The sequence below is a fragment of the Rheinheimera sp. WS51 genome, from assembly GCF_050936095.1.
Taxonomy (GTDB): domain Bacteria; phylum Pseudomonadota; class Gammaproteobacteria; order Enterobacterales; family Alteromonadaceae; genus Alishewanella.
In genome coordinates this window covers 16069-42988 of the sequence record NZ_JBOTRC010000016.1, presented here as the reverse complement: position 1 = coordinate 42988, position 26920 = coordinate 16069, and the positions used below count along the sequence as shown (strand labels likewise).

The following is a 26920-nucleotide window of genomic DNA, read 5'->3' as shown; positions in this document are numbered from 1 at the left end:
ATTCAGATTATTTGTCTTAACTGGGGGCTTAGCTGTTAACGCTTGGATGCCTATAAAGCCAAGATAAACTGCAGCGGCAAGACTTAACGCTGTAAATAACCAAGGAGTCGTTTGAATAAGTACCCCTATACCAATTAATGAATATGCCACATGTAATAAAATAGCACTGCCTATGCCAATACTGGCAGCAAGTGCAGCTTTAACGCCATAGCGTACGGCATATCTTAAAACAATGGCAAAGTCTGGGCCTGGACTGGCTACCGCCATTAAATGAACAGAGGCGATAATAAGAAACTCAGGCCCAAAACTCATATTTTCTCACTTATAAATGCTTAATCTAAATGGCTTAATTCGATAACAATAAAACAATCAGAAAGTTAGTACCATTTCACCGGCACTACATCGGCATAATTTATCACACAAAGGACAAGAGTAAGCTGCGGTTTCAGATAGATGCTGCCACCTATTTGGATGTACAACTAACAGCCGTCCACCTGCACCAATAAAATAACGCTCTGCTGAATTACCAGGACTTTCACGCCATATATGGGCTAATCCAGCTTTTGCACCTTGTTTTTTAAGTGCTCTGGTTGATGCTGCAAGCATTTTACTGCCTATGCCTTGGCCTTGTTTCGATGCTAAAACAGCAACAGATTTAAAGTAGGCCATCTCAGATAATGATACCGGCCATATTTCCTGACTACACCACTGATCTGCTCGCCAATTTCCTGCGGCAAAACTAATTCTATACCCCACTACATTTTGTTGTGAGTCTAAAGCAACAAAACTGGCATTAATACCCTTTTTATTTCCTTGTTTATGCATCTGAACTACGGCATCTAAATTCGCGTAATTATCGCCATGGATCTGATTTGCAACTTGCACTACAGCAGAAAAATGCTCTGATTCAAAGGGGACTATTTGCACATTTATGTCCTGAAAAACTAAAAACTATATAGTCGTTATAAAACAGCTATTGTGCACAAGCAAATATTTTTCTTTCCTTATAAAAAACATAAAAATAGACGAATCATCATAAATACACGATGGACAACTAATCGTTTTTGCCATATTGTTAAATACGAAACTTTTAATCTAATTAATTGTTAATAAATCTAAGGGGCACCCTGTGAGAGAAAATAATAAATATAATAAAATAGCCTGGGCGATAAAGTTAAGTCTTGCTGCTTCATTATCATTAGGTGTTAATAGCATTGCTGTAGCGCAAGAGGAAATGGTAGAAACCAAGCAAAAAGAACAACAAATTGAAAAAATAGCTATTGTTGGAAGTCGCTCAGCGCCACGCTCTGTTAGCGACTCCCCTGTTCCAATTGATATCATTGGCGGAGATGAATTAAGTAAAGGTGGCAATAGCGATATGTTGAACTTAATTAGTACAACAGTGCCATCATTAAACGTACATGCACAGCCGATCAGTGATGCTGCCTCGTTAATTAGACCTATAAATTTACGCGGCTTATCTTCTGACAGTACCTTAGTCTTATTAAATGGCAAGCGTCGCCACCGTGCTTCTGTGATTTCATTTTTAGGTGGCGGTATCAATGATGGTGCCCAAGGCCCCGATATCTCTGTTATACCCGGCATTGCATTAAAGCAAGTTGAAGTACTTCGTGATGGTGCAGCAGCCCAATATGGCTCTGATGCGATAGCTGGTGTAATTAACTTTGTATTAAAAGATGCAGCCGAAGGCGGCACGATAGAAGTGAAACGTGGCGAGTATTACGAAGGTGATGGTACCTCTACAGAGATTGCCGCTAACGTTGGTATGGCATTAACTAAAGAGGGTTTTGTAAATTTAAGTATGCAATATAAAAACTCTGATGCGACTAGTCGGAGTGTACAGCGTGGCGATGCTCAAGAAATTGCTGACCAGGGTAACCCCTTTATTGCCAACCCTGTCCAAGTGTGGGGCTCACCTGAAATTAAAGATGATATAACTGTATTTTTAAATGCCGGTATTGATTTAGATAATGGTGGCCAAGCTTATATGTTTGGTAATTACTCTGAGCGTGATATTAGAGGTGGCTTTTACTATCGCAATCCTCATAATCGTGGCCAGGTTTTCTCAAATGATGGTGGTGAAACACTTCAAGTTGTTGATACAACAGGTGATGGTGGCTGTAGCAATATAGGTATTGTTGGCTTAAATCATGATGAAATTAGCGCTAAAGTGAATGCGCTACCAGAGAACTGTTTCACTTTCTTTTCTATGTTCCCAGGCGGGTTTACCCCTAATTTTGGTGGTAACATAACCGATACGTCTTTAGCTATGGGGATGAAAGGCGAAGTTAAAAAAGGCATCTTCGAAGGCATTAATTATGATTTCAGTGGTGTTGTTGGTCGCAACGAGTCAACATTCCAATTATTTAACTCTGTAAATGCGTCATTAGGCCCTGATACGCCAACCAACTTTGATGCGGGTAAATATATTCAACTTGAAAAAACATTTACAGCCGATTTTGTTAAATATATCCCTGCCGGTTTATATCAAGATCTTACCTTTGCTTTTGGTACGCAATGGACAGAGGAAAGCTTTGAAATTGTAGCGGGCGAAGAAAGCTCATGGAAAATTGGTCCCTATGTTAGTCAAGGGCTAAGTAACGGCTCTAACGGCTTCCCGGGTTTCCAACCTCAAACAGCCGGTACTTCAACTCGTCGTAACTATGCCGCTTATATCGATGTGAATGCAGAATTCACTGAGCGTTTTATGGCCGCAGCTGCATTACGTTTTGAAGATTATGATAGCTTTGGCACTACAACCAACTATAAATTAACCTCACAGTTTCGTTTAACTGATGATTGGGCGCTGCGCGCTTCAACAAGCAGTGGCTTCCGTGCTCCTACAGTAGGTCAAGCTAACGTAACAAATGTTCGTACTGAAGCTGATCAAGGCGAATTAATTGATATTGGTGTTATTCCTGCTACTAACCCAGTTGCTATTTTAAAAGGTGCCACAGTATTAACACCTGAAGAGTCAACTAGCTACGCATTTGGTATGGTTTATACAGGCTATGGTTTCTTTCTAACAGCCGATTATTATTTAATTGATGTAGATGATCGTATTAGTCAGTCTACTAACTTTGATGTTACGCCTGAAGATATTGCTGCATTAAAAGCGGCAGGCGTAACTGGGATAGACTCCTTAACCAGTATTACTTACTTAACTAATGACTTTGATACAAGAACTCAAGGTATTGATATTGTAGCTAATTACTCGACTGAGTTATTTAATGGCCAAAGTAATTTTGCATTAGCCTATAACTGGAATGATACCGAAGTCGTTCGTTTTAGTGAGATCACAGGTGACTTCCGTGTATCACGGTTAGAAAATGACTTGCCCAACCACCGTGCAACATTAACATGGGCACAAAGCTGGGATGACTGGTCAGTGTTACTTCGTAGTAATTATTATGGTGAATACCAGGGCGTACATGCTGATGACTCAACTCTTACAACCAATGCATCTGCTAAAGTGACATTTGATGTCGAAGTTAATTACTTTATAAATGATAACTTTATAGTTTCTGCGGGTGCCCAAAACCTACTAGATAATGAAGCAGAAAAACTAAATGCTGAAGGTAGCCAAATTTTAGGTGCTAAATACTATGAAACGTCACCTATGGGAATTAATGGCGGTTATTGGTACTTAAAAGGAACCTATAAGTTTTAAATCTAGAAACCTTATTTAGCTTTGTCGTTAAATAAGGCTTTCAAATTTGTGTTAAGTAAACAAAAAAGTCACCGCTTAGTTGCTGGTGACTTTTTTATTTGTCAGTATTTTACAATGCTGACAATAATAGCTGTAATGGATGCTTAGGTTTATCCCCTACTAACCTTTTAACTTGGCTCCGACAGGAAAAACCTGTAACAGCAAGTTGATTAACACCATATTTTTCAATTGGTGCTCGCCAGCTTAAGTCGAATAACGCTTTGCTGTTATCTAAATTTTGCGCTTCATGACCATAGGTTCCTGCCATGCCGCAACACCCTACGCTAACCGGCTGTAAACTTAACCCCATGCGACTAAAAATATCTTGCCAGGCCTTTTCTGTAGCTGGTAACGCAGTTTTTTCAGTGCAGTGCGCCAATAACGCATACTCATGATTTTGCGCAATTTTAGGTAAGCTCTGTTTAACTAACCACTCATGCAGCAATTGCACCGCAAAATCGCCTCGATTATCAGTAAGCACTTTGTTGTACTCGTCACGATAAACTAAAACTAAAGAGGCATCTAACCCCACCATAGGTATAGCTAGTTTATGTAGTTGGTTTAAAAACTGTGCTGCATTCTTAGCTGTTCTAGCAAAGTCACGTAAAAAACCTTTAACGTGTTGTGGTTTACCATTAGGCATAAAGGGGAGCAATACCGGATTAAAGCCAAGCTTTTCTATTAAACGCAGCGCATCTTCAACTAATTCTGCTTCATAAAAACTAGTAAAAGGATCCTGTACTAGCAACACGGTTTTCTGCCGTTGCTGCTCGTCTAGTTGTTGCAATTGCTGTAAATTAAATTGATAGTCTTTTTGAACCCGCTGAGCCAAGCTAGGCACAGAAAGCAAAGGCGTATCAACATAACCGACACTGCGTTTTAATAAAGCTGCTGTTAGATCCCGCTTTAAAACAAAATTGACCAGCCTGGGTGCTTTCGCTAAGAAAGGCGCTGTACGTTCAATATTAGCGACTATATAGTCTTTTGCCGGTCGTAAATAACGGCTGTGATAAAGCTGTAAGAAACGTGCTCTAAATGACGGCACATCCACTTTAATTGGGCATTGCCCAGCACAAGCTTTACAAGCCAAACACCCTTCCATCGCTTCCATAACTTCATGTGAAAAGTCTGCTTCACCATTGCGCTTAGCTAAGGTGTTTTTAAACCGTGGCCATAAATCTTTAATGCTGCTGCGATTAGCTTGTAACTGCGCTTCTTTTGCTAAAACATCGACCCCTTGTAACTCAGTTAAGCGTAGCCACTCACGCATTAGCCCTGCCCGCCCTTTAGGACTATGCCGGCGATCTTTAGTAATTTTACTCGACGGACACATAGGGGAGCTGGCTTCATAATTAAAACATAAACCATTACCGTTACAGTCTAGGCTGCTATTAAAACTATCTTTTACGGTAATAGGAATTTGTCTATCGAAGTAGGCACGTTTTTGGCCATCAACGCTGACTAAGTGTTCAACGCTTTGGTATGGAGTACAAATTTTGCCTGGGTTTAAGCGATTATTAGGATCAAAAGCAGCTTTTATTTTTCGCAGCTCGGTAAATAATGTCTCGCCAAAAAAGGCTGGACCATATTCACTACGGTAACCTTTGCCATGCTCGCCCCACATTAAGCCGCCATATTTTGCGGTAAGAGCAACGACTTGATCAGAGATAGTACGCATTAATTGCTCTTGCTCTGGATCACACAAATCTAAAGCTGGCCTTACGTGTAATACGCCAGCATCAACATGACCAAACATGCCGTATTGTAAGCCATGCTGATCTAATAGGCTGCGAAACTCTTGAATAAAATCGGCTAAATTTTCCGGTGGAACAGCAGTATCTTCAGCAAAGGCAATGGGCTTTTGTCGGCCTTTAGTGTTGCCTAATAAGCCCACCGCTTTTTTACGCATAGCATAAATAGAGTTAATCGCTTGGCTATCATAAGTAACTTGATAGCCAATAATGCCATCTTGCTTAGTGGCTACAGCGGCATCTAAGCGTTGGCTTAATTGCGCAATTTTCTGCTCAATATCCTGTTGGCTTTCACTATTATATTCAACCATGTTTAAGCCCAACATTTCGCTATCGGCAACATCGGTTATATAGTCTTTTACTTGATGCCAAATAATATCGGCACGGGCTAAATTCAATACTTTACTATCAACCGTTTCAACAGAAGTTGCTTGTGCTTGCACTAAAAAAGGCGCATTTCGTAAAGCGCTATTAAAACTATCATACTTAACGTTTACCAAGCACTTGTGCTTAGCGATAGGCGTAATATTTAATTTGGCTTCAACCACAAAACCAAGCGAGCCTTCAGAGCCAGTAATAACCCGAGATAAGTCAAATTGGCTTAAATCATCGTTAAACACATTCTCTAAATCATAGCCGGTTAAAAACCGATTTAAGCGTGGGAAAGTGTCGAGTATTTGTTGCCGGTTATCCCGACAGCTGCGTAGCACCTGACGGTATAAGCGACCAATGGTATTTTCTTGTTCAGCTAAGGCTTCAGCTTGTTCAGTTGGCATGGCATAGCTAGATAACACTTGGCCATTAATTAAAACTGTTTTAAGCGCTAAAACATGATTGCTGGTTTTACCATAAACTAAAGAGCCCTGACCTGAAGCATCAGTGTTAATCATACCGCCTATGGTGGCGCGATTTGAGGTAGATAAGTCTGGTGCAAAGAAAAAGCCATAAGGCTTTAAAAAAGCATTCAGTTGGTCTTTAATAACACCCGCCTGAACTTTAACCCAGCGTTCCTCAACATTAATTTCTAAAATGTTGCGCATATGGCGAGAAATATCTACCACCACATGCTCAGTTAAAGACTGGCCATTAGTGCCAGTACCACCGCCGCGTGGGCTAAATTTAATATGCGAAAAAGTAGAGGTTTGACCAAGCGAAGATAGAATCACTAAATCTTCAGTGGTTCTGGGTAACAACACCGCTTGCGGTAAGACTTGATAAACACTGTTATCGGTCGCCACAGCTAACCGACTGGCATAGGTGGTTTCAATATCACCGGAAAACCCTGCGGCTTTCAAAGCCTGGGTATAGGCAACAACACTGGCATCTAGTGCCTGTTCTGGTACAAGCTTAGGGATCATAGACTACTGACACTCAACTAAAAGTGGCAGTAGTATAACATTAAGTCGACTTAAGGTTTAATGGCTTTTAGGGTCTATGGGTCAATTGTAAGCCACGTAAAAAATATCGTAATACCTGGTCATGGCATTCACGGTAATGTTTATGATCAGGCCGACGGAAAAAGGCGCTTAATTCATGCTTGCCTAATCTAAACTCAGACTTAGCTAATAACGCTAAAATATCATCATCTTTTAAATCAAAGGCTATTTTTAATTTACGTAAAATAATATTGTGATTTAACTTAGTTTCAGGCGGCGGAATAACGCCATCTTTTTTACCACGGCGTGAAATAATTAGGCCATTTAAAAAACTTGCCATCATGACATCAGAAATAACTTGATAGCCAGGCTCTTCTTCTTTAACAAGCCAGTCTATTACTTGTTGCTTAGTTACCAAGATATCGGTTAAAGCGAAAATATCAATCATAGATTGATTATTAATATTTAAACTATAGCGTAAGCTACGTAACACATCATTATTGGTCAAAAGTAAATCCTGTGGCTAAATGATTTTATTAAAGGCACTGCTAAAACTTAGTGTCTAACAAAGTTTAAGGTAAATGGCCTAGTTTATCTGCCTTAGTGGCTAAATAACGCTGATTATAGGTCGACATTTTCACACGGTGTTGCACTCGTTCGACAACATTAATGCCAGCATCCGTTAGCTTAGTCACTTTTCTTGGGTTATTGGTTAATAAACGAATTTTATGCACACCAAGTTGTTGAAACATTTCAGCAGCAATATCGTACTCACGAATATCAGGTAAAAAACCTAAAATTTCATTGGCTTCAACAGTGTCTAACCCTTTATCTTGTTCAGCATAGGCGCGAATTTTATTAATTAACCCAATACCTCTGCCTTCTTGACGTAAATATAAAATAACACCACGCCCTTCATCAGCAATTTTCTGCATAGCGGCTTCTAACTGCGGGCCGCAGTCACAGCGAAGACTAAATAAGGCATCCCCAGTTAAACATTCTGAGTGTACTCTAGTTAAAACTGGGGCATCAGTTGTGATATCACCTAAAGTAAGTGCCACATGCTCTTTACCATTATCTGCTATAAAACCGTGTAAACGAAACTCTGCAAAAGGGGTAGGCAATACCGTTGCCGTAACTAGTTTTACTGTCATTAATTTAATCTCAAAGTCGCAAGCTATCTGCATTATTTTGGATGGCGGGTATTATATCAGAAACCGCCCCAGCTTAAGAAAAAGTTGGGGCGGATTATACAGGCAACCAAACACAATTGATATAATATAACACTATCTTTATATTAACTATCGGTCACTTCAGTTTGTTCTTTTACAGCTTGTGACTGGCCTAGTGCATCTGCTCCTTTTGCCTCTAGCAAGGCATGCGCAGAAATTAAGCTAATTAATTCAACATCATGCGGTATTATATTATCAGTGTTACCTGTAATAACGTGCAGTTTTTTACCTTTTATATAAAGCAAAGGCAGTGCACCATCGCCATAGCGCTTAACAAAGTGCTCAAAGGTAAAACTTTCAGTAATATTGGTAGTTTTAATCACAGCACCACGAGCAACCATACTGGATAATTTAGCATAAGACATATGTTCGCCAAATAGGCTTAAACGCTTAACATAGGTTTCTGACATTTGGTGTCGGGCACTTACAGCTTCTGCACTGTTTAAGCCAAATACCTTATCAACGCCATAAATATCCTGAAAATGGAAGCTAACTAGCGGGTTCATTTGCCGATAGGGTGAAATAATAAACACCTTACCAACACCGGTTAAATCTAAGTAGTTTTCAGCATGCTCTGAGGCCGGATTACCAAAGTACACCGGAATACTATCCATACGCGCTAAACGAATGTTATCCCAGTTACTATCAGCTAAAACAACGCGAAACTGCCGAGCTAATAATACTTTAGCCAATTCTCGGGCGAACTTAGACGCACCAAAAATAAGTACCCCTTGATTAGATCCCGCTGCAACACCTAACTTTCTAGCCCAAGTGGCTGCGGTTAAACTTTGAATTACAACAGTGCCAATAATAACCAGAAACACTAAAGGCACAATTTGCGCTGCACCTTCATAGCCTAAAGCTTCTAACTTAATAGCGAATAAAGATGACACCGCCGCTGCAACAATCCCTCGTGGCGCAACCCAACTTAAAAACCATTTCTCTTTGCTTTGCAAAGAAGTGCCAATAGCAGAGAACCAGATACTAATGGGTCTAGCGATAAACATTACTACAAGTAATACGACTAAGCCCCCCCAGCCTAAACTTAACATGGCTACAGAGTCTAAGCGGGCAGCAAGTAAAATAAATAAGGCAGAAATAAGCAGTACGGTGAGGGTTTCTTTAAACTCTAAAATTTCACCAATATCGACACCGCGCATATTCGTTAGCCAAATCCCCATTACGGTTACAGTTAATAAGCCACTTTCTTCTTGTAATAAATTAGAGCCAACAAAGACACCCAACATAATAGTGAGCACAGCTGTGTTCTGTAAGTAATGCGGTAATAAATTGCGACGTAAAATAATACCAACCAAATAACCCGTTATAGCGCCTATCCCTAAGCCTATAGATAACATTAAGCCTAATGCTGTCAACATATGGCTGGTTGAGTCAGAAGCAACCGCAATATATTCAAAAACTAATACTGCAAATAAAGCGCCTAAAGGATCTATAACAATACCTTCCCAGCGCAGTATACTGGCCAACTTAGCTGTAGGTCTTACCGTACGCAGCATAGGCACAATTACCGTTGGCCCGGTTACGCAAATCAATGCGCCGAATAAGAGTGATATTTCCCAGCTAAAACCAATAAAGTAATGTGATGCTACAGCACAGATCCCCCAGGTGATAAGCGCCCCTATAGACACTAAGTTAGTCACCATTCGACCATGGTCTTTAATTTCTTTAAAATTAAGGGTTAAAGCGCCTTCAAATAAAATAACCGCAACACCAAGAGAAATAAGTGGAAATAATAAATCACCAAATAAGGCATCAGGATCTAGAACATTAAAACCAGGGCCAAGTAATAATCCGGCAATTAATAAAGGCAAGATAGCTGGTAAACGTAACTTCCAGCCTAACCATTGGCAAAACAGCGATAAAATACCCAACAGGGCCAAAGTGGCAGAAATTTTTTCCATGAAGTTCCTTTACCAGTATTAAAAGTTTTAACTGTTATTTAAATCAAATCAATATATTTATGATACACAGCCATCGACAAAATCACAGCAATTATAAGCATAAATAAGCTAAGACTGTTATGACTATCATGCAATTTAAGCAGATTAAGGTACAATATTAGCAAATGTAACTGCTCTGCTTTATTAATCAGGATCTTGAATGCTCAGCTTTTTTGAACGAATTATTAAACCCTTCCCTACGACTGAGCCTAGTCAACCACCAAAAACTTTATATGCCTTTTGTCGCTATTATAGTAAAGGCATGGAATGGCCATTATTATTAATGTCTATTAGTACTGCGCTTTTAGCTATTCTTGAAGTGTCACTATTTAGTTTTATGGGCCAATTAGTCGACTGGTTAAGTCAAACTGAGCGGGAAAATTTATTTTCCACTCAAAGTGCTACCTTAATTAAAATGGCCTTAGTAACTGTGGTCTTTTTACCGGCATTAAGCTTTTTTCATGCGGCCATCTTACATCAAACATTATTGGGTAACTTCCCAATGTCGATACGTTGGTTATCACATCGCTACTTATTACGGCAAAGTGTAAGTTTTTATCAAAATGATTTTGCTGGACGTATTGCGACTAAGGTCATGCAAACCTCACTTGCGGTGCGCGAAACCGTAATGAAGCTGCTAGATGTGTTGGTTTATATTTTAGTCTACTTTAGCTCAATGCTCTATTTTGTCGCTGATGCTGATGTACGATTGATTATTCCCATGTTGGTTTGGTTAGCAATATATATTGGTTTACAGTTTTACTTTGTGCCTAGATTAAAACAAGCCGCAACGCATCAAGCTGATGCGCGCTCAGAAATGACAGGACGAATTGTTGATAGCTATACCAATATTAGTACTATTAAACTGTTTTCACATACACACCGTGAAGAAGCCTATAGCCGTGACAGTATGGAACTGTTTTTACGTCCCGTTTATCGACAAATGCGTTTAGCTACAGGCTTAAGTGTATCTATCCAGTCATTAAACTATATTTTAGTCTTTGCTGTCGCGGCCTTGTCTATTTGGTTGTGGTCAGCCAGCGCTATTAGTGTTGGTGCTATTGCTATCGCTGTTAGCTTATCGCTACGCTTAAATGGTATGGCGCAATGGATAATGTGGGAGATTAGTAGCTTATTTGAGAATATTGGCACGGTTACTGACGGTATTACCACGCTTTCGCAGCCCATAGCTATAGAAGACAAGCCCAATGCGAAACCATTAAATGTTAGCCAAGGGCTTATTGAATTTAAACAAGTGAATTTCAATTACGGCAAAACAAACTCTGATTTAACTACTAATAATATATTAGCTCAGCTAAACCTTACCATTAAACCAGGTGAAAAAGTGGGCTTAGTGGGCCGCTCTGGTGCGGGTAAATCGACCTTAGTTAACTTACTTTTACGTTTTTATGATATAGAAACTGGTCAAATTAAGATTGATGGCCAAGATATTAGCCAAGTGACTCAAGAAAGCTTGCGTCAACATATTGCTATGGTTACCCAAGATACCTCTTTACTGCATCGCTCGGTTAGAGATAATATTTTATATGGTAAACCCGATGCAACCGAAGCCCAGCTAATTGCAGCGGCAGAGCAAGCAGAAGCCCTACCCTTTATTCAATCTTTAACCGACGCTAAAGGTAATACCGGCTTTGATGCCCAAGTGGGTGAACGAGGCGTTAAACTCTCTGGTGGCCAACGTCAACGTATTGCTATTGCCAGAGTATTATTAAAAAATGCGCCTATCCTTATTTTAGACGAAGCGACCTCTGCACTAGACTCTGAAGTAGAAGCGGCAATTCAAGCCAGTTTAGACAAGTTAATGCAAGGTAAAACAGTTATAGCAATTGCCCACCGCCTGTCAACTATTGCCCAAATGGATAGGCTGATAGTACTAGATCAAGGTAAAATAGTAGAACAAGGCAGCCATGCTGAGTTAATTAAATCTGAGGGCATCTATGCTCAGCTTTGGGCACACCAAACCGGTGGCTTTATTGGTGTTGAATAAAATCGTTGTTGAATAAAAAACGCCCCTTAATAGGGGCGTTTTTTTACTAGTACAATGTAAATTTATTCAGTTTGGTTGTTCTTATTCGCTAACCGCTTCTCCCAGAAAGTCGCATTTTTAATACCTAGTTTAACCGGGTCAAATGTAATCTCCCCGCCGGCACTTTTCTGATCTTCATAATCTTTTAAGCAGCGCATAGTGGGTTTGTACATTAAAAAGATAGCAATAATACCGACAATATTAATCCAAGCCATAAGGCCAACACCAATATCACCTAGGTTCCAAATATACCCTGCACTATTAACCGTACCATAAGCCACCATAAACATTAGCAACACCTTAAATATAATGGTTGGCAACTTATTTTTGAAAATACGGTTTAAATAAACAATATTTGTTTCGGTAATATAGTAGTAAGCTAAAATTGTGGTAAAGGCGAAGAAAAACAAAGCAATACCAACAAATACTTGACCAAATTGACCAAAAACACTAAAGAGTGCCATCTGGGTAAAAGCCGCAGAGCCAATTTCTGTTGAAGCGGCTATGTTTTGCACAATAAAACTGCCATCTGTTAATTCGCCGACCACATTATACTGTTGAGTAATTAAAATCATTAAGGCTGTTGCGGTACAGACAAATAAGGTATCAACGTAGACAGAAAAAGCCTGAACCAAACCTTGTTGTGACGGATGATCAACCTCTGCTGCAGAAGCCGCATGAGGACCAGTACCTTGGCCTGCTTCGTTAGAATAAATACCTCGCTTAACCCCCCAGCCTATAGCAGCACCAAAACCTGCTTGGGCTGTGAATGCATCACTAAATATTAAGCCAAATATGCTAGGAACCTTATCCATATTCAAAAACACCACGATTAGCGCCATAATAATGTAACCCAACGCCATAAAAGGCACCACAATTTGGGTAAATGAAGCAATCCGCTTAATACCGCCAAAGATAATAAAGCCAAGAACCAGTAAGATCACAGCTAAAGCGATAAGTTTATGAGTACCAACTTCACCAAAAGAAGTAATAACTAAGTCACCATCTCCAAAGATTTGAGTAACCGCATTTCCAACAGCATTAGCCTGAACGCCTGGTAAGAAAACACCACAGGCGATAATGGCAGAGATAGCAAAAATAATGCCTAACCAACGCCAGCCTAAGCAGCGCTCAAAATAATAAGCAGGGCCACCACGATACTCACCTTCTTCTTCAACCTTATATAACTGGCCTAAAGTTGATTCAACATAAGCTGTACTTGCACCTAAAAAGGCCACAACCCACATCCAAAAAATAGCACCTGGGCCACCAAAACCTATAGCCGCTGCAACCCCCGCAATATTACCAACACCAACCCGTCCAGAAAGTGAAACTGCTAAAGCTTGAAATGAGGAAATACCTTTATCAGAATTATTGCCACTGAGTAGCAACTTGCACATTTCTTTGAAGTGACGAACTTGGCCAAAACGAGTCAGAATGGAGTAAAACAATCCCGCACCGAGGCACAAGTAAATCAGTGCATCACTCCAAATTAGGCCATTTAAGGCCGTAATAAACGCTTCCATTACTCTTCCTTTTTGATGTTATTATTTTTGGTTTTATATAAATCTTAAATACTTTGACACCTGAGTTAACCTGCTGCAAGTCGCTTTAATAATAAATCAGACTTATCTGCTGAAACATTAACCAAACAGCGCGGTTTTATTGAGTTTAACTGGTGTTTCTGTTTAATTTTGGCTATCTTTTGCCCCCCTAACATTAGAGGTAACACCATGAACAGTTCATTATTAACTGAATTAGAAGCTGGTATCCAGCGCTTAATACAAGATAACACAGCTTTGAAAACTGAATTAGCTACTTTACAAGAACAAAATGAAAACCTGCAATTAGAGTTAATGGAAAAAGATGAGCAACAACAAATCATCAATGACCGTTTAAGCTCATTATTAAAGTTAACTAACGACAACGCTGCGAATGTCGAGTAAGCAATCTGTTCAAGTAAATGTTCTTAATCGTTATTACAATATCAAAGTACCACAAGGTGCTACGTCTTTATTAGAGTCACTGGCTGTTAAATTAGATGAGCAGTTAAATCAACTCGCTAAACAAGCCCCACAATTCGGCCGTGATGAACTCTTAGTATTAGTCGCATTAAATGCCCTACAACGTGAAGATCAGTTACTAGAACAGCAGAAATCTGAGCAGCAACAATTACAACAGTTAGTCGGGATATTACAGCAGCAAATTAATAACCGTCAGCCAAAATAAATAAGCCCCGCAGTTGCAGGGCTTATTTATATCTAGTTACTTACCGTACTTCTCGGCTAAATATAACCAGGTTTCTAATACCGTATCTGGGTTTAGCGACACACTATCAATACCTTGCTGCATCAACCATGCAGCAAAATCTTCATGATCTGATGGGCCTTGGCCACAAATACCAATATATTTACCTTGTGCCTTACAGGTTTTAATTGCCATTTCTAGTAACTTATAAATAGCAGGGTTTCGCTCATCAAATAAGTGAGCAATTAAACCACTATCTCTATCTAAACCTAAAGTTAACTGAGTTAAATCATTAGAGCCAATAGAGAAACCGTCAAAGTACTGTAAAAATTCTTCAGCTAATAACGCATTTGAAGGCAGTTCACACATCATAATAACGCGTAAGCCATTTTCACCACGTTTTAAACCATGCTCAGCTAATAAGTCAATAACTGCACTGGCTTCTTCTAAGGTGCGAACAAAGGGGATCATCACTTCAACATTGGTGAAGCCCATCTCATTGCGTACCCGTTTTAATGCTTCAACTTCTAATGCAAAACAATCACGGAAAGACTCTGAAATATAGCGCGCAGCACCACGGAAACCAATCATCGGGTTTTCTTCATGAGGCTCGTACTGACGACCACCCACTAAGTTAGCATATTCATTCGACTTAAAGTCAGACATACGCACAATCACTTTTTGTGGCGCAAAGGCACAAGCTAAAGTAGCAATACCTTCAGTCAGTTTAGCAATATAATATTCAACCGGGCTTTCATAGCCTGCAATCATTTGGCTAATGGTGGCTTTTAGTTCATCTGTTTGACTATCAAAATTAATTAACGCCTTTGGATGCACCCCTATCATACGGTTAATAATAAACTCTAACCGAGCCAAACCTACACCCGCATGCGGTAATTTAGCAAATGAAAAGGCACGCTCTGGATTACCCACGTTCATCATGATTTTTAAATCTAAAGCAGGCATTTCATCAATACGACTACTAACCACTTTATGCTCTAAAATACCATCGTAAATAAAGCCAGTATCACCTTCAGCGCAAGATACAGTCACCGCTTGGCCAGTTGTAATTTTATCTGTTGCATCGCCACAACCTACCACAGCCGGAATGCCTAACTCACGCGCGATAATAGCCGCATGGCAAGTACGACCTCCCCGATTTGTTACAATCGCAGAGGCCCGCTTCATAATAGGCTCCCAATCAGGATCCGTCATATCAGTTACTAAGACATCACCTGGTTGAATTTGGTCCATTTGCTCAATGCCTTTGAGCACTTTAGCTACACCGCTACCAATGCGCTGACCAATAGCCCGGCCTTCAACTAGTGTTGGTGCTGTACCTTGTAATTGAAAGCGCTCCATTGTATTGCTATCTTCACGGCTTTTTACCGTTTCGGGGCGAGCTTGAACAATATATAACTTGCCGTCATTACCGTCTTTTGCCCACTCAATATCCATAGGCCGGCCATAGTGCTCAGCAATAATAACCGCTTGCTTCGCTAGTTCTTCAACTTCAGCATCGGTTAGTGAAAATACATTACTGCGCTCTGGTGCAACATCAATAATTTGTACTTGTTTGCCATGGTCTTGTTGTTGTGAATAAACCATTTCAATTTTTTTGCTACCTATGCTGCGTTTTACAACAGCAGGACGCCCCGCCGCTAAGGTTGGTTTATGAACATAAAATTCATCAGGGTTAACCGCGCCTTGCACCACCATTTCACCTAAACCATAAGAAGAAGTAATAAATACTACATCTTCAAAACCTGATTCTGTGTCTATTGAGAACATAACACCAGAAGAAGCGAGATCTGAGCGAACCATTTTTTGAATGCCGGCTGAAAGCGCAACACCACGATGGTCATAACCTTGGTGAACACGATATGAAATGGCACGGTCGTTAAATAACGAAGCAAATACATGTTTAATGGCAACAATCACCGCATCATAGCCACGGACGTTTAAGAAAGTTTCTTGTTGGCCTGCAAAAGATGCATCTGGCATATCTTCAGCTGTTGCAGAAGAACGAACAGCAAAAGAAACATCTTGATTTAAGTCTGGGTGTAATTGTTGATAAGCTTCGCGGATCGCGTGTTCTAATTCTGGCTGGAAAGGTGTGTCAATAACCCACTGTCGGATTTGCGCACCCGCTTTAGCTAAGGCATTAACATCATCAACATCTAAACCATCTAATAATTGGTAAATCCTTTCATTAACGCCACTTTGTTCAAGAAATTGATTAAAAGCAAAAGAGGTTGTAGCAAAACCACCAGGAACTTGCACCCCTGCATTAGCAAGGTTACTGATCATTTCACCTAGTGACGCATTTTTTCCACCTACTTGGTCTACATCATGCATTCCAAGTTTTTCATACCAAATCACAAATTCTTGCACAGTTCGTCTCCAATTTTTGTCGTATGGCGTGTAAGCTTACTAAAAGCATTACATGGCGTAGTTATTTTACACTGTGCTAGCCATTAATTAAAACCATAATTTAAAATGTAAGTTTATAACAACAATTAGGAGTCAATTTTGCGCACCGCTTATTATATTTCAGATGGTACAGCTATCACAGCAGAGGTGTTCGGACATGCTTTACTTACTCTATTTCCTGCAGAATTTGAGCATGTAACTATTCCTTTTGTTGAAACCTTAGATATGGCAGAACAAGTTAAACAACGAATAAATGATCGTTATAAAACTACAGGAAGTAAGCCATTAATTTTTCAAACCTTTGTTGATGACAAATTACGTAACATAATTAATAGCAGTGATGGCGTTTGTTATGACTTTATCAATTCATTTGTTGAACCTATCCAACGAGAATTAGGTATAGCACCTGTTCCTAAAACGCATAGAACCCATAGTATCCATGAAAAAACCTATGACTTTAGAATAGATGCAGTTAATTATGCTTTAGCCAATGACGATGGTGCTAATGTAAAAGATTATGATAAAGCCGATGTGATATTAGTTGGTGTAAGCCGTTCAGGTAAAACCCCTACTAGCCTTTATTTAGCGCTGCAATTTGGTATTAAAGCTGCTAATTACCCTTTTGTTGAAGAAGATATGGATCAGTTACGCCTACCCCCAGCCCTACAACGGAATAAATCTAAGCTGTTTGGTTTAACAATTACCCCAGAGAGATTAAGCCAAATAAGAGAGCAGCGTAAAGCAAATAGCCGTTATGCCTCTTTACGTCAGTGCCAGATTGAACTAAATGAAGTTGAAAACCTATATCGCCAGCAACAAATACCCTTTTTAAATTCAACCCATTTATCAATAGAAGAAATTTCGGCAAAAATACTGGCTATTACTGGATTAAAACGTCGCAAAATATAAAGGTGTATTGCATTAAAACAGTCGCCATTTAGACTTAAAGCATGGCGACTGTTACTTTATAAGAGACAAGATACCTGAAAATAGCCTAGATTAAGAAAGACTAGTCTACTTTCGTGCCGTACGTAATGTATCAGCTATTAGAAAGGCTAACTCTAAAACTTGATCTGCATTTAAGCGTGGATCGCACTGGGTAAAGTAACGCTGGCTTAAGTCACTTTCACTTAAACCATAAGCCCCGCCTGTACATTCAGTGACATGCTCCCCTGTCATTTCTAAGTGTATACCGCCAGCATGGGTGCCTTCTGCTTTGTGTACAGCAAAGAAATTTCGAATTTCGCGCAAAATAGCTTCAAAATCGCGTGTTTTATAATCATTGCTCGCTTTAACCGTGTTGCCGTGCATAGGATCTGAACTCCATACTACTTTACGGCCTTCTTGCTTGACTCTGCGAACCAAAGCGGGCAGTTTTTCAGCCAGTTTGTCAGCCCCCATTCGAGTAATTAACGTTAAACGACCCGCAGCATTATTTGGGTTTAAACTGTCAATTAAACGAATTAAATCATCCGGCTTAATATTAGGGCCTATTTTTACGCCTACAGGATTATGTATACCGCGGAAAAATTCAATATGTGCATGATCCAGCTGTCGTGTTCTTTCACCTATCCATACCATATGGGCAGAACAGTCATACCAATCACCCGTTAGAGAGTCCCGACGAGTTAATGCTTCTTCATAATTTAACAAAAGCGCTTCATGTGAAGTATAAATCTGTGTTTCACGAATTGACGGCGATGTTTGTGCGCTTATTCCGCAAACTTCCATAAAGCGTAAAGATTCCTGCACTCGCTGGGCAACATCATGGTAGCGATCTTTAAGCGGGTTAGATTCAACAAAACCCATATTCCATTTACTAACCTGATGTAAATCAGCTAAGCCCCCCTGAGCGAAAGCTCGTAATAAATTTAATGTTGATGCAGAATGATGGTAAGCCGTAGTTAATCGATTAGGATCGGGCTCACGAGCAGCCTCGGTAAATTCAAAGCTATTGACAATATCACCACGATAACTGGGCAACGACACACCATTAATCGTTTCAAAATCACTTGAACGAGGTTTCGCATATTGGCCGGCTAACCGTGCCACTTTTACAACAGGTAAACTGCCAGCAAAGGTTAACACCACTGCCATTTGTAATAACACTTTAAAAGTGTCACGTATTTTAGGCGCATTAAAAGCATTAAAACTCTCGGCGCAATCGCCGCCTTGTAATAAAAAACCTTTGCCATCAGCCACTTGGCCAAGTTGCTTATAGAGTTCACGCGATTCTTGAGCAAAAACTAGTGGCGGATATCTATGCAGTTGCTGTTCAACTTTTTGTAGCAGTTCCTGATCCTGGTAACTTGGTTGTTGTTGGATCGGAAAACTACGCCAGCTGTGCGGCGTCCAAGTACTCACTATGGTATTCCTATTAGTTAACTTATATAGAACGTTATAGACTTCTGGATGTAAATTCAATCATAATCCAGATTAAAAATGCTCATTTTGAAAAAAATATTATTAATGGCTAGATGTTATTATTCAAGCCTCTATTAGCTACTTTGTTTTAGAAACTGACACAAGCCTTCACAACCGGTTTCAATTAAGTCTAAAACTAAACTAAAGCCTCGCGCACCGCCATAATATGGATCTGGCACTTCTTTATTTGTAGCGAACTTAGGATGGTATTGCATAAAGAGTTGGATCTTATGCTTATGCACTTCAGGACAGCGTTTTTGTAATACAGCAAAATTATCCAGATCCATGGCTAAAATTAAATCGTAATAAGCAAAATCAGCCTCGACTACGGGCCTTGAGTATATTTTGGAAAAGTCATAACCTAGTTTTTCGCCTTCACGAACACTTCGGCTATCAGGGGCTTCAGCACGATGAGAACCACTAGTACCAGCTGAGTCAATTTCAATATTTATTTGAGCTAAATTCGCTTTAGCCCTCATCACCGCATGGGCTGTAGGTGAGCGACAAATATTACCTAAACATACAAAAAGTACTTTTTTTATCATGACCTTCCAAATATCTTTTAAAATAAAGCCTATTAAAAAACAAAATATTAAGCTATTGCTATACAGTTACCTAGGGTACAGTATAAGAAATAAATTACATTAACTAATATAAAATTTGTTGTATTCAGAGGTAGAACTTATGGATAAGTTTAATAAGCTTTTAATCATTTCGGAAACCGAGCAGCAACAAAATATAACTTCATTAGCACAATCTAAAGGTATTCTTACCCAGCAAGTCACTACGTCTACAGCTTTAAACTCTGACCTGTTAAAGTCTGGGGTGCTAGTTGCTTATCCCGATATAGGATCCAACAATATAAATGAATCTGGTCTACCCATTGAATTAGCCTTATATATAGATAAAGCAGCTTTATTCTTATACCAAGCTAATCGTATTGTTACCGACCCTATGATGATCATCAATACCGGAATTAGAGGCATTATTTTCCGTGATGAGCAACCTGAACGGGTATTAATCGCTATTAATACTATGATGAGTGGCCAACTGTATTATTCAAGAGCCGTCATGTCTGAATCTATTGACACCCTACTTGCACAGCAGCGCTTTAAAGAACAGCAGCAGTTAATCGCCTCTGATATAGAAACGTTAACAAAACAAGAAAAACGTATTGTCGAGCTAGTGGCAAAAGGCGCTCGAAATAAAGAAATTGCTGAAAATTTAAATATTAGTGCCCACACCGTAAAAGCACATATGTCTTCTATTTTTCGTAAAACCAATGCCCGTAACAGAGTTGAGCTGCTGCGTTGTATTCAATAATAAACCAAAGCAGCAGCGTAGTGATAAATTGTATTTTTTAATCTTATTAATTAATTTAATTATCAGCTCGCCAATATCCTCGCTGCTGCCCTTGTACAATTAATTCAACTACAGCAGCTTCCATTGCCTGTTTAACACAATATTGTACCGGCTCATTTGTCGAGTAGCCGCCTTCTGCTTCGGCTAAACGGTTTAATGATACATAGCGAAATAACCCCGCTCGTAATTCTTGGGAAAACACTTTTTTATTGCTCGATACGGACATTAATACCTGGCCGGTGTGCACATCAACAGCGCGTAAATAGACACTTACCTGATCTTCCCTATATAGCTCAGAAAAACCAATGCCAAAATACTCTGCACCAATACCGCCAGTACTTAAGTTCGTTTCATAACCAATAATACCGCCTTCAAACAAGATCCTAGCTTGATTTAACGTCGGTAATTCCGGGTTATTTTTATTAGCGCCATGTATTTTTCGTTCCGTCAGTAAGTTTTGTAAGCCTTCACGCTCTAATGGTGCAAACCAACCACTTTCAAGCAAAATCTGGGTTAATACAGAGGTTGCACCTTGCGTCACCGCAGTAGAAAAACTTGAAACATTAGCTTGTGGTTTATACTGCCCAGTTTGATCTCTAAAAGCATAAACAGAAACGGGTATAGGAGAACGAGGTTTACTCTGTTTTTGTAGCTCTTGCATAACAGGGCTTACCATATCGATTTGGGCTGCAGTAATATTAATTTCAGGTTTAGGGAGTAATGAACAACCAGAAAGTACAACAATGCTACTTAAAGTTAATAAAAACCGTTTCATTTTACCCCCCGCCAAGTGAAGGTATGGTAATTATGGTTACTTCACCGGTATTAATATTTGTAATATGCACAACAACAGCACCGTCAGCACCTGATGTAACCTCAACAATAAACTCGCCAGTATTATAAATACCTTCCACTAATTCACCATCGGCAATACGGCGGGTAAGCGAGTTAATAATATTCCGCTCTAATGCATCCTGAAATTTTTCAACAAAACTCAAACCCACTTTATCAGCAGTGTGACTATTTTGACTTTGTGCCTTTTGCAGTAAAAAATTGCCATTTAATGCATTACCACCAAAGCTTGGGTTGATGGGGGTATAAACCAATTCTGTTGCAGTCACACTAAAGCAACCTAACAACAGAAACATTATTGGTAGTTTCATATTAGTGAATATCCTTTGATAATGGGTCAGTTGTTGGCTGCTCAAGCATTTTTTTAGTTTCAATATTAGCTAACTCGTTAATACTCAATAAAACAGCTTGTTCTGCCATTTTCTTTACATCGTTATAGCGGCGACCGAAATAAGTTTGATAAATTTTAATCTGATTCATTTCAACCCATAAAACGGTACCGGCTTGCGGATAAACTTGCTCATAAATAACCACAGTTACGCCTTCTGTAGCTGGCATATCGCGCCAGTAACCAGAGTAATAAAAAGAGAAGTCTTTACCAAAACGAGAAATAGTACGATCTAGCACTAGGCCGCCTAGCTCTATATCAGCTGCACGAAGGGCAACTGAGCAAAAGATAATAAATGTAATGCCAATTAACTTCATGGACAGTTCCAAAAAAAGCAGCTCAGTTGTTAATGTTTAACTTGTGAGCTGCTATAACCACTAATTTTGTACTACTGTCGCTGTGTTATAATCACCAACTTGAGTAACAGACATGATATTAGTTGAACCGTATTGACCACCTAGTACTAAGTTATCATTGCCTTGCTGTAATATTGCAACTTGGCCATTGTCACCTGCTATTGCAAAATAACCACTATCACCGGCGACAAAGTTACCTGAGCCACTTTGTAAAATGTCTAAAGTATTAGCATTTCCGGCGACTAAAATATCAACTAAGTTAATATCACCTTGCTGTTCTATGTTGATATTATTAGCGTTAACTGGGATATCACTGGTAATAAGTAAGTTGTTATCATTACCAGCTTGGAAGTAGATAACCTCATTTTCAACACCGATAATTGCTACTTCGCCTATATTAGAATCACCAAGCTGTTCGCCCTCAACAAGGTTATTCTGGCCATCAATAACAATCACCGCACTGTTATCGTTACCTGCGCTATAAATAATACCTTGGTTACTATAACCAATTAACAAGGTCTCACTTTGGTTGTTATCACCAATTTGCTGAACTTGAACATTATGAAAGTCACCCTCTGTCATAAGCTGTGCTGTATTATTATTGCCTGTTTGTAATGTATCGATTTGATTATCATTACCCACTAAACCCGCTGGTATTGACACTAGGTTATTGTCACCATTTTGTTCAACTAACAATAAATTTTGATTACCTTGAAGTGGGTCAAGTAAAAACTGATTAGCGTTGCCATTTTGCATTACATCCACAAGGTTATTATCACCAGTGATATTATTGGCAATAAATACGTTTGAGCTGCCATCTTGATAGATATAGAAACTGTTATCATTGCCTATCAGGCCTATTGCACCACCAACGTTAGCATTGCCTAGTTGCTCAGCTTCAAAACTATTACGATCACCGTTTAACTCAAATAAACCTGATTCATGGTTATCGCCTGTTTGAAAGCTGATAAAACTATTATCATTACCAAAGAAATCTACTTTACTCCAGCTTGAGTTACCTAGCTGATCTATTGCAACGCTATTACCATTGCCGGATAAGTCTATAAAGGCTTGATGAAACTCTCCTGCTTGTACAGAGGCTAAGTTATTGTCAGTGCCGTTAATAACTGCTTCCGTTGTATTGTAAAAGCCGGTTTGATTTGTCTGCGCATTATTGCTATCACCAACAATATCAATAAAAGAAATATGCCAGTCTTCTAGCTGCTCAATATTCGTTATATTACTTTGACCATTTACAAAGTTATAAGCCTCTAACCAAACACCATTTTGCTGGACATTACTTTCATTCAATATGCCAAATTGAACAACGGCCACATAACCAATCTCACCACTTTGTATTACCTGTGCAGTATTACCCTCTAAAGCGCCAACAACAGAGGTTTGGTTAATCATGACTTCATTCTCTTGCGCTAAAACTGAGCCACTGACAATCATGGTGATAGCTAAACTTAAAATATGTTTTCGTGGAATCGCAATGTTCATATAAGGTTATCCTAATTTATTATTAGTATTGAAGAATTGAAATTTCAGCACCTATACCAGACTGCTCTATAGAGAACTGCTGATTGCCCCACTGCTCAAGTCGAATTAAATTATCAGTGCCGTTTTGCATAATCTGCGCCGAATTACTACTACCGTACTGGCGAATTTCAGCCCGATTTCCTAAACCTTGCTGTTGCAAAATCAGCGTGTTTAAGACCCCTTGTTGTAGCAAAACAGCATAATGACCATTTCCCGACTGCGTGACATCGGCAACATTAAAATCACCTAATTGAGTAACGTCTACGTTATTTGCTAAAGCGTGTCGTTCAATTAACGCCGTTAATTGAATAGAAATATCTGCAAACACTGCACTTGAAAACATCAAGAAAATCAATGTACACCATTTGGCAACACGCAAATTACAACCCCTTATCAATTAAGTTACCACTTTAGGCTAAAGCAGATTTAAAAACTTACAATAGTACAAATGGGCTATTTGTAAACTAACCAATTTTCAATAAAAACACATTTTACTTTAATAACAATAACCTACACATAATGAAGGTGTGATAAATAAATTAATGTTAAATTTAAAGATTGTAAAAAACAAAATATTTACCATTATTTAATATTTGTGCTATCCATAATAACGCAACAAAAAAAATAAAAGTTAACCTTAAATTAACCGTGGGTATAATTATGAAACGTAAAAATCTGTTAGCTATTGCCATTACAGCTGCTTTGATATCGGGCTCAAGCCTTGCGAAGGCTTCTTCAGAAGATTCAATTTTAGTCATGTTTAAGCCTGGCGTATCAAAACAACAACGTGTAAACCTGATTAATAATCAAGGTCTAAGCTTACGTCAGCTAGATGCTCAAGGTCGCGACATGAAAATGCGTTATGTTGCTGATGGTCGTATTGTCAAAGTTATGATACCAAAGGGAGTAAACCGTGATGAGCTTATTAAAAAGCTTTCGTTAAACCCAAGTGTAGAAGTTGCAGAACCAAACTATCCTCTTCATGCTCTTGTTACCCCAGATGATTCTCGTTTTAATGAATTATGGGCAATGCAAAATACAGGGCAAAATGGTGGTACTGCCGGTGCTGATATCAAAGCCGTTGAGGCTTGGGATCTTTCAACAGGTAGTAGTAATGTTATTATTGGTGTAATTGATACCGGTATGGATTATAACCACCCAGATCTTATTGATAATCGATGGGTGAATAATGGCGATTATCCTGGTAGCACCTATGGTTATTCAGCTACCAATGCTTCGCTTGACCCTATGGATAGCGGCTCACATGGTACTCATGTCGCTGGAACCATTGGTGCTTCAGGTAATAATGGTGTCGGTGTTACCGGCGTCAACTGGGATGTTACAATTATCCCTTGTCAATTTTTAGGGCCACAAGGTGGTAGTACCGCAGGTGCCATTGAATGTATAAACTATTTTACTGATCTTAAGCTTAATTATGGCGTAGATGTTAAAGCAACCAATAACTCTTGGGGTGGCGGTGGCTACTCAGAGGCTTTGCGTGCAGCCATTCAGACAAGCAATGATGCAGGAATTTTATTCGTAGCCGCGTCGGGTAACGATGGCTATGACGCAGATACTACGCCGATGTACCCTGCTGCGTATGATCTAGAGGGTATAATCTCAGTTGCATCAACAGATCGTAACGATACATTGTCTGTTTTTAGTGGCGGCGGTTCTAATTACGGAGCTGTTAGCGTTGATATTGGTGCGCCAGGCTCAGCTATTTTATCAACTATTCCAGGTAATAGTTATGCTAGTTACTCTGGTACGTCTATGGCATCGCCTCACGTTGCTGGTGCAGCCGCATTGCTATGGTCAATTAATCCTGATCTTACGCCTGCAGAAGTTAAAACAATCTTAATGGAAACAGGTGATAGCTTAACGGCACTTACAGGTAAAACGGTATCGGGTAAACGATTAAATTTAGCTAATTCAGTCGTTGAAGCTAACCCTATTCCATCGTTTAAACTGACCATTTCACCGCGTAACCAAGAAATTATAGCCGGAGAAGCCGCTGAGTATACATTAGACATTAGTAACCTTGCTGACTGGACCGGTCAAGTTGCATTAAATGTTGAAACAAACCCTGCTTTAGCTGATGTTAGCTTATCAGCCACTACGGCTGAGCCGGGTGACAGCGTTACTTTACAAGTTAATACGGCTGTTGATACAGCTTGGGGTGATTATAATTTCACTATAACAGGTACTGATATTGAGACTAATGAATTAGTTAAATCAGTTAATGCTAGTCTGAGTGTGTTACCGCAAGGTTTACAAGATAGAACTTATGAAAATACTACGCCAATCAGTATCCCTGATAGCAATACTAATGGCATTACAAGTATAATTTCAGTACCGCTAGCTGGTATGATTTTCGCTACAGAAGTAGGGGTAAATATTAATCATACTTGGTCTGGTGATTTAATTGTAAAGTTAACCTCACCAACAGGCACTGAGCATACGTTACATAACCGCACTGGAGGATCTGCGGATGACATTATTCAATCATGGGCTTTAGACACCTTTAATAATGAACAAATGCAAGGTGATTGGACATTATTTGTTTCAGATAGTGCAGCTGCTGATACTGGAACCTTAAATAGTTGGTCATTAACGCTGACAGCTTTACCAGATGGAGATACACAACCAGATGATGTTGCCCCCGTAGCTGACTTTAGTTATGGCTCTTCAGGATTAGCAGTAAGCTTCACAGACTTATCAACAGATGTAAACAATGATATTGCTCAGCTTAGCTGGAACTTTGGCGATGGTAATGTTTCGACAGAAACTAACCCAACCCATACCTATGCAAACAGCGGAGACTATGTAGTCTCATTAACTGCCACAGATGAAACCGGTTTAAGCCATACAATTGAAAAACAAGTGTCTGTAGCTGAAACAGCAATAGAGCTAAGCTTAAAACGTTCAATTCGTACTCGTACGGGGTCAACAATCGTAGACTTACGTTGGACAGGGGCTACTGATAATCTTGATTTATATCGTGATGGACAGTTAATCGACACCTTAGATAACAATGGCCGTTATCGTGATCGTTTTAATTCACAAGCCACTACAGTTACCTACACCTTATGTACTGCAGGAACTGATTTATGTTCAAATGCGCTAAGTGTTAACTTTTAAGATAACCTTAGATTAAACTTAAATAAAAGCGGTTTAGGCCGCTTTTTTAATACTTGCACTAAATTTAGGCAGGGTTAC

General features: G+C 39.4%; 22 protein-coding genes. 7 read left to right on the top strand and 15 right to left on the bottom strand.

The features are described from left to right. Positions 1–312 (bottom strand): LysE family translocator (locus ACRCA4_RS13715; protein WP_433189749.1); only part of this gene is annotated, 312 nt, incomplete at its 3' end. Positions 313–369: 57 nt separating this feature from the next. Continuing rightward, complete coding sequence (locus tag ACRCA4_RS13710; RefSeq protein ID WP_433189746.1) at positions 370–927, bottom strand: GNAT family N-acetyltransferase; 558 nt, start codon at positions 925–927, stop codon at positions 370–372. 202 nt (positions 928–1129) lie between these two features. Between ACRCA4_RS13710 and ACRCA4_RS13705 the strand changes: the two genes are divergently transcribed. Then, complete coding sequence (locus ACRCA4_RS13705) at positions 1130–3691, top strand: TonB-dependent receptor plug domain-containing protein (RefSeq protein ID WP_433189743.1); 2562 nt, start codon at positions 1130–1132, stop codon at positions 3689–3691. Between the two features lie 109 nt (positions 3692–3800). On the opposite strand, the gene ydiJ is transcribed toward ACRCA4_RS13705, so the two are convergent. The 4 genes from ydiJ to ACRCA4_RS13685 all read right to left on the bottom strand — a co-directional run bounded on the left by ydiJ (position 3801) and on the right by ACRCA4_RS13685 (position 10011). Beyond that, on the bottom strand, positions 3801–6839 hold the full coding sequence (gene ydiJ, locus ACRCA4_RS13700; RefSeq protein WP_433189740.1) for a D-2-hydroxyglutarate dehydrogenase YdiJ: 3039 nt from the start codon (positions 6837–6839) through the stop codon (positions 3801–3803). Positions 6840–6906: 67 nt separating this feature from the next. Then, entirely contained in the window at positions 6907–7365 is a 459-nt protein-coding gene (locus ACRCA4_RS13695; protein WP_433189737.1) for a DUF1456 family protein, read from the bottom strand. 64 nt (positions 7366–7429) lie between these two features. Continuing rightward, complete coding sequence (ribA, locus tag ACRCA4_RS13690) at positions 7430–8011, bottom strand: GTP cyclohydrolase II (protein ID WP_433189734.1); 582 nt, start codon at positions 8009–8011, stop codon at positions 7430–7432. A 143-nt stretch (positions 8012–8154) separates the two neighbouring features. Then, complete coding sequence (locus ACRCA4_RS13685; protein WP_433189730.1) at positions 8155–10011, bottom strand: cation:proton antiporter; 1857 nt, start codon at positions 10009–10011, stop codon at positions 8155–8157. A 199-nt stretch (positions 10012–10210) separates the two neighbouring features. On the opposite strand from ACRCA4_RS13685, the gene ACRCA4_RS13680 reads away from it, so the two are divergent. Beyond that, complete coding sequence (locus ACRCA4_RS13680) at positions 10211–12058, top strand: ABC transporter ATP-binding protein (RefSeq protein ID WP_433189727.1); 1848 nt, start codon at positions 10211–10213, stop codon at positions 12056–12058. Between the two features lie 62 nt (positions 12059–12120). On the opposite strand, the gene ACRCA4_RS13675 is transcribed toward ACRCA4_RS13680, so the two are convergent. Beyond that, complete coding sequence (locus tag ACRCA4_RS13675) at positions 12121–13623, bottom strand: alanine/glycine:cation symporter family protein (RefSeq protein ID WP_433189724.1); 1503 nt, start codon at positions 13621–13623, stop codon at positions 12121–12123. 207 nt (positions 13624–13830) lie between these two features. Here ACRCA4_RS13675 and ACRCA4_RS13670 point away from each other — a divergent pair, with 207 nt between their 5' ends. Both ACRCA4_RS13670 and zapA read left to right on the top strand, forming a co-directional pair. Continuing rightward, the gene (locus ACRCA4_RS13670; RefSeq protein ID WP_433189722.1) at positions 13831–14043 is read left to right on the top strand and encodes a hypothetical protein; all 213 of its coding nucleotides are present in this window, start codon (positions 13831–13833) and stop codon (positions 14041–14043) included. Next, positions 14033–14326, top strand: coding sequence for a cell division protein ZapA (zapA, locus tag ACRCA4_RS13665; RefSeq protein ID WP_433189719.1), 294 nt, complete (start codon positions 14033–14035; stop codon positions 14324–14326). Before ACRCA4_RS13670 ends, zapA begins: the two co-directional genes overlap by 11 nt. 36 nt (positions 14327–14362) lie before the next feature. Here the strand turns inward: zapA and ppsA are convergent, their stop codons facing one another. Next, a complete protein-coding gene (ppsA, locus tag ACRCA4_RS13660) occupies positions 14363–16738 on the bottom strand; it encodes a phosphoenolpyruvate synthase (RefSeq protein WP_433189716.1) in 2376 nt (791 codons plus the stop codon). Between the two features lie 138 nt (positions 16739–16876). Here ppsA and ppsR point away from each other — a divergent pair, with 138 nt between their 5' ends. Next, positions 16877–17686 (top strand): posphoenolpyruvate synthetase regulatory kinase/phosphorylase PpsR, encoded by an 810-nt coding sequence (gene ppsR, locus ACRCA4_RS13655; protein WP_433189713.1) that lies wholly within the window; start codon positions 16877–16879, stop codon positions 17684–17686. A 105-nt stretch (positions 17687–17791) separates the two neighbouring features. Here the strand turns inward: ppsR and ACRCA4_RS13650 are convergent, their stop codons facing one another. Further along, positions 17792–19141: a class II 3-deoxy-7-phosphoheptulonate synthase gene (locus ACRCA4_RS13650; RefSeq protein WP_433189710.1), complete on the bottom strand. Its 1350-nt coding sequence runs from the start codon at positions 19139–19141 to the stop codon at positions 17792–17794. Between the two features lie 134 nt (positions 19142–19275). Beyond that, on the bottom strand, positions 19276–19746 hold the full coding sequence (locus ACRCA4_RS13645) for a low molecular weight protein-tyrosine-phosphatase (protein WP_433189707.1): 471 nt from the start codon (positions 19744–19746) through the stop codon (positions 19276–19278). A 139-nt stretch (positions 19747–19885) separates the two neighbouring features. On the opposite strand from ACRCA4_RS13645, the gene ACRCA4_RS13640 reads away from it, so the two are divergent. Beyond that, a complete protein-coding gene (locus ACRCA4_RS13640; protein WP_433189704.1) occupies positions 19886–20524 on the top strand; it encodes a response regulator transcription factor in 639 nt (212 codons plus the stop codon). Between the two features lie 55 nt (positions 20525–20579). Here the strand turns inward: ACRCA4_RS13640 and ACRCA4_RS13635 are convergent, their stop codons facing one another. From ACRCA4_RS13635 to ACRCA4_RS13615, 5 genes are read right to left on the bottom strand one after another with little or no spacing between them, the layout of a single operon-like run. Beyond that, complete coding sequence (locus ACRCA4_RS13635) at positions 20580–21338, bottom strand: CsgG/HfaB family protein (RefSeq protein WP_433189701.1); 759 nt, start codon at positions 21336–21338, stop codon at positions 20580–20582. 1 nt (position 21339) lies between these two features. Next, on the bottom strand, positions 21340–21726 hold the full coding sequence (locus ACRCA4_RS13630; protein ID WP_433189698.1) for a curli assembly protein CsgF: 387 nt from the start codon (positions 21724–21726) through the stop codon (positions 21340–21342). 1 nt (position 21727) lies between these two features. Continuing rightward, positions 21728–22120, bottom strand: coding sequence for a curli production assembly/transport protein CsgE (locus tag ACRCA4_RS13625; protein ID WP_433189695.1), 393 nt, complete (start codon positions 22118–22120; stop codon positions 21728–21730). Positions 22121–22180: 60 nt separating this feature from the next. Then, positions 22181–23662, bottom strand: coding sequence for a hypothetical protein (locus ACRCA4_RS13620; RefSeq protein WP_433189692.1), 1482 nt, complete (start codon positions 23660–23662; stop codon positions 22181–22183). 22 nt (positions 23663–23684) lie between these two features. After that, a complete protein-coding gene (locus ACRCA4_RS13615) occupies positions 23685–24080 on the bottom strand; it encodes a curlin subunit CsgB (protein ID WP_433189689.1) in 396 nt (131 codons plus the stop codon). A gap of 281 nt (positions 24081–24361) precedes the next feature. On the opposite strand from ACRCA4_RS13615, the gene ACRCA4_RS13610 reads away from it, so the two are divergent. Next, positions 24362–26842, top strand: coding sequence for a S8 family serine peptidase (locus tag ACRCA4_RS13610; RefSeq protein ID WP_433189686.1), 2481 nt, complete (start codon positions 24362–24364; stop codon positions 26840–26842). Positions 26843–26920: the final 78 nt, after the last annotated feature.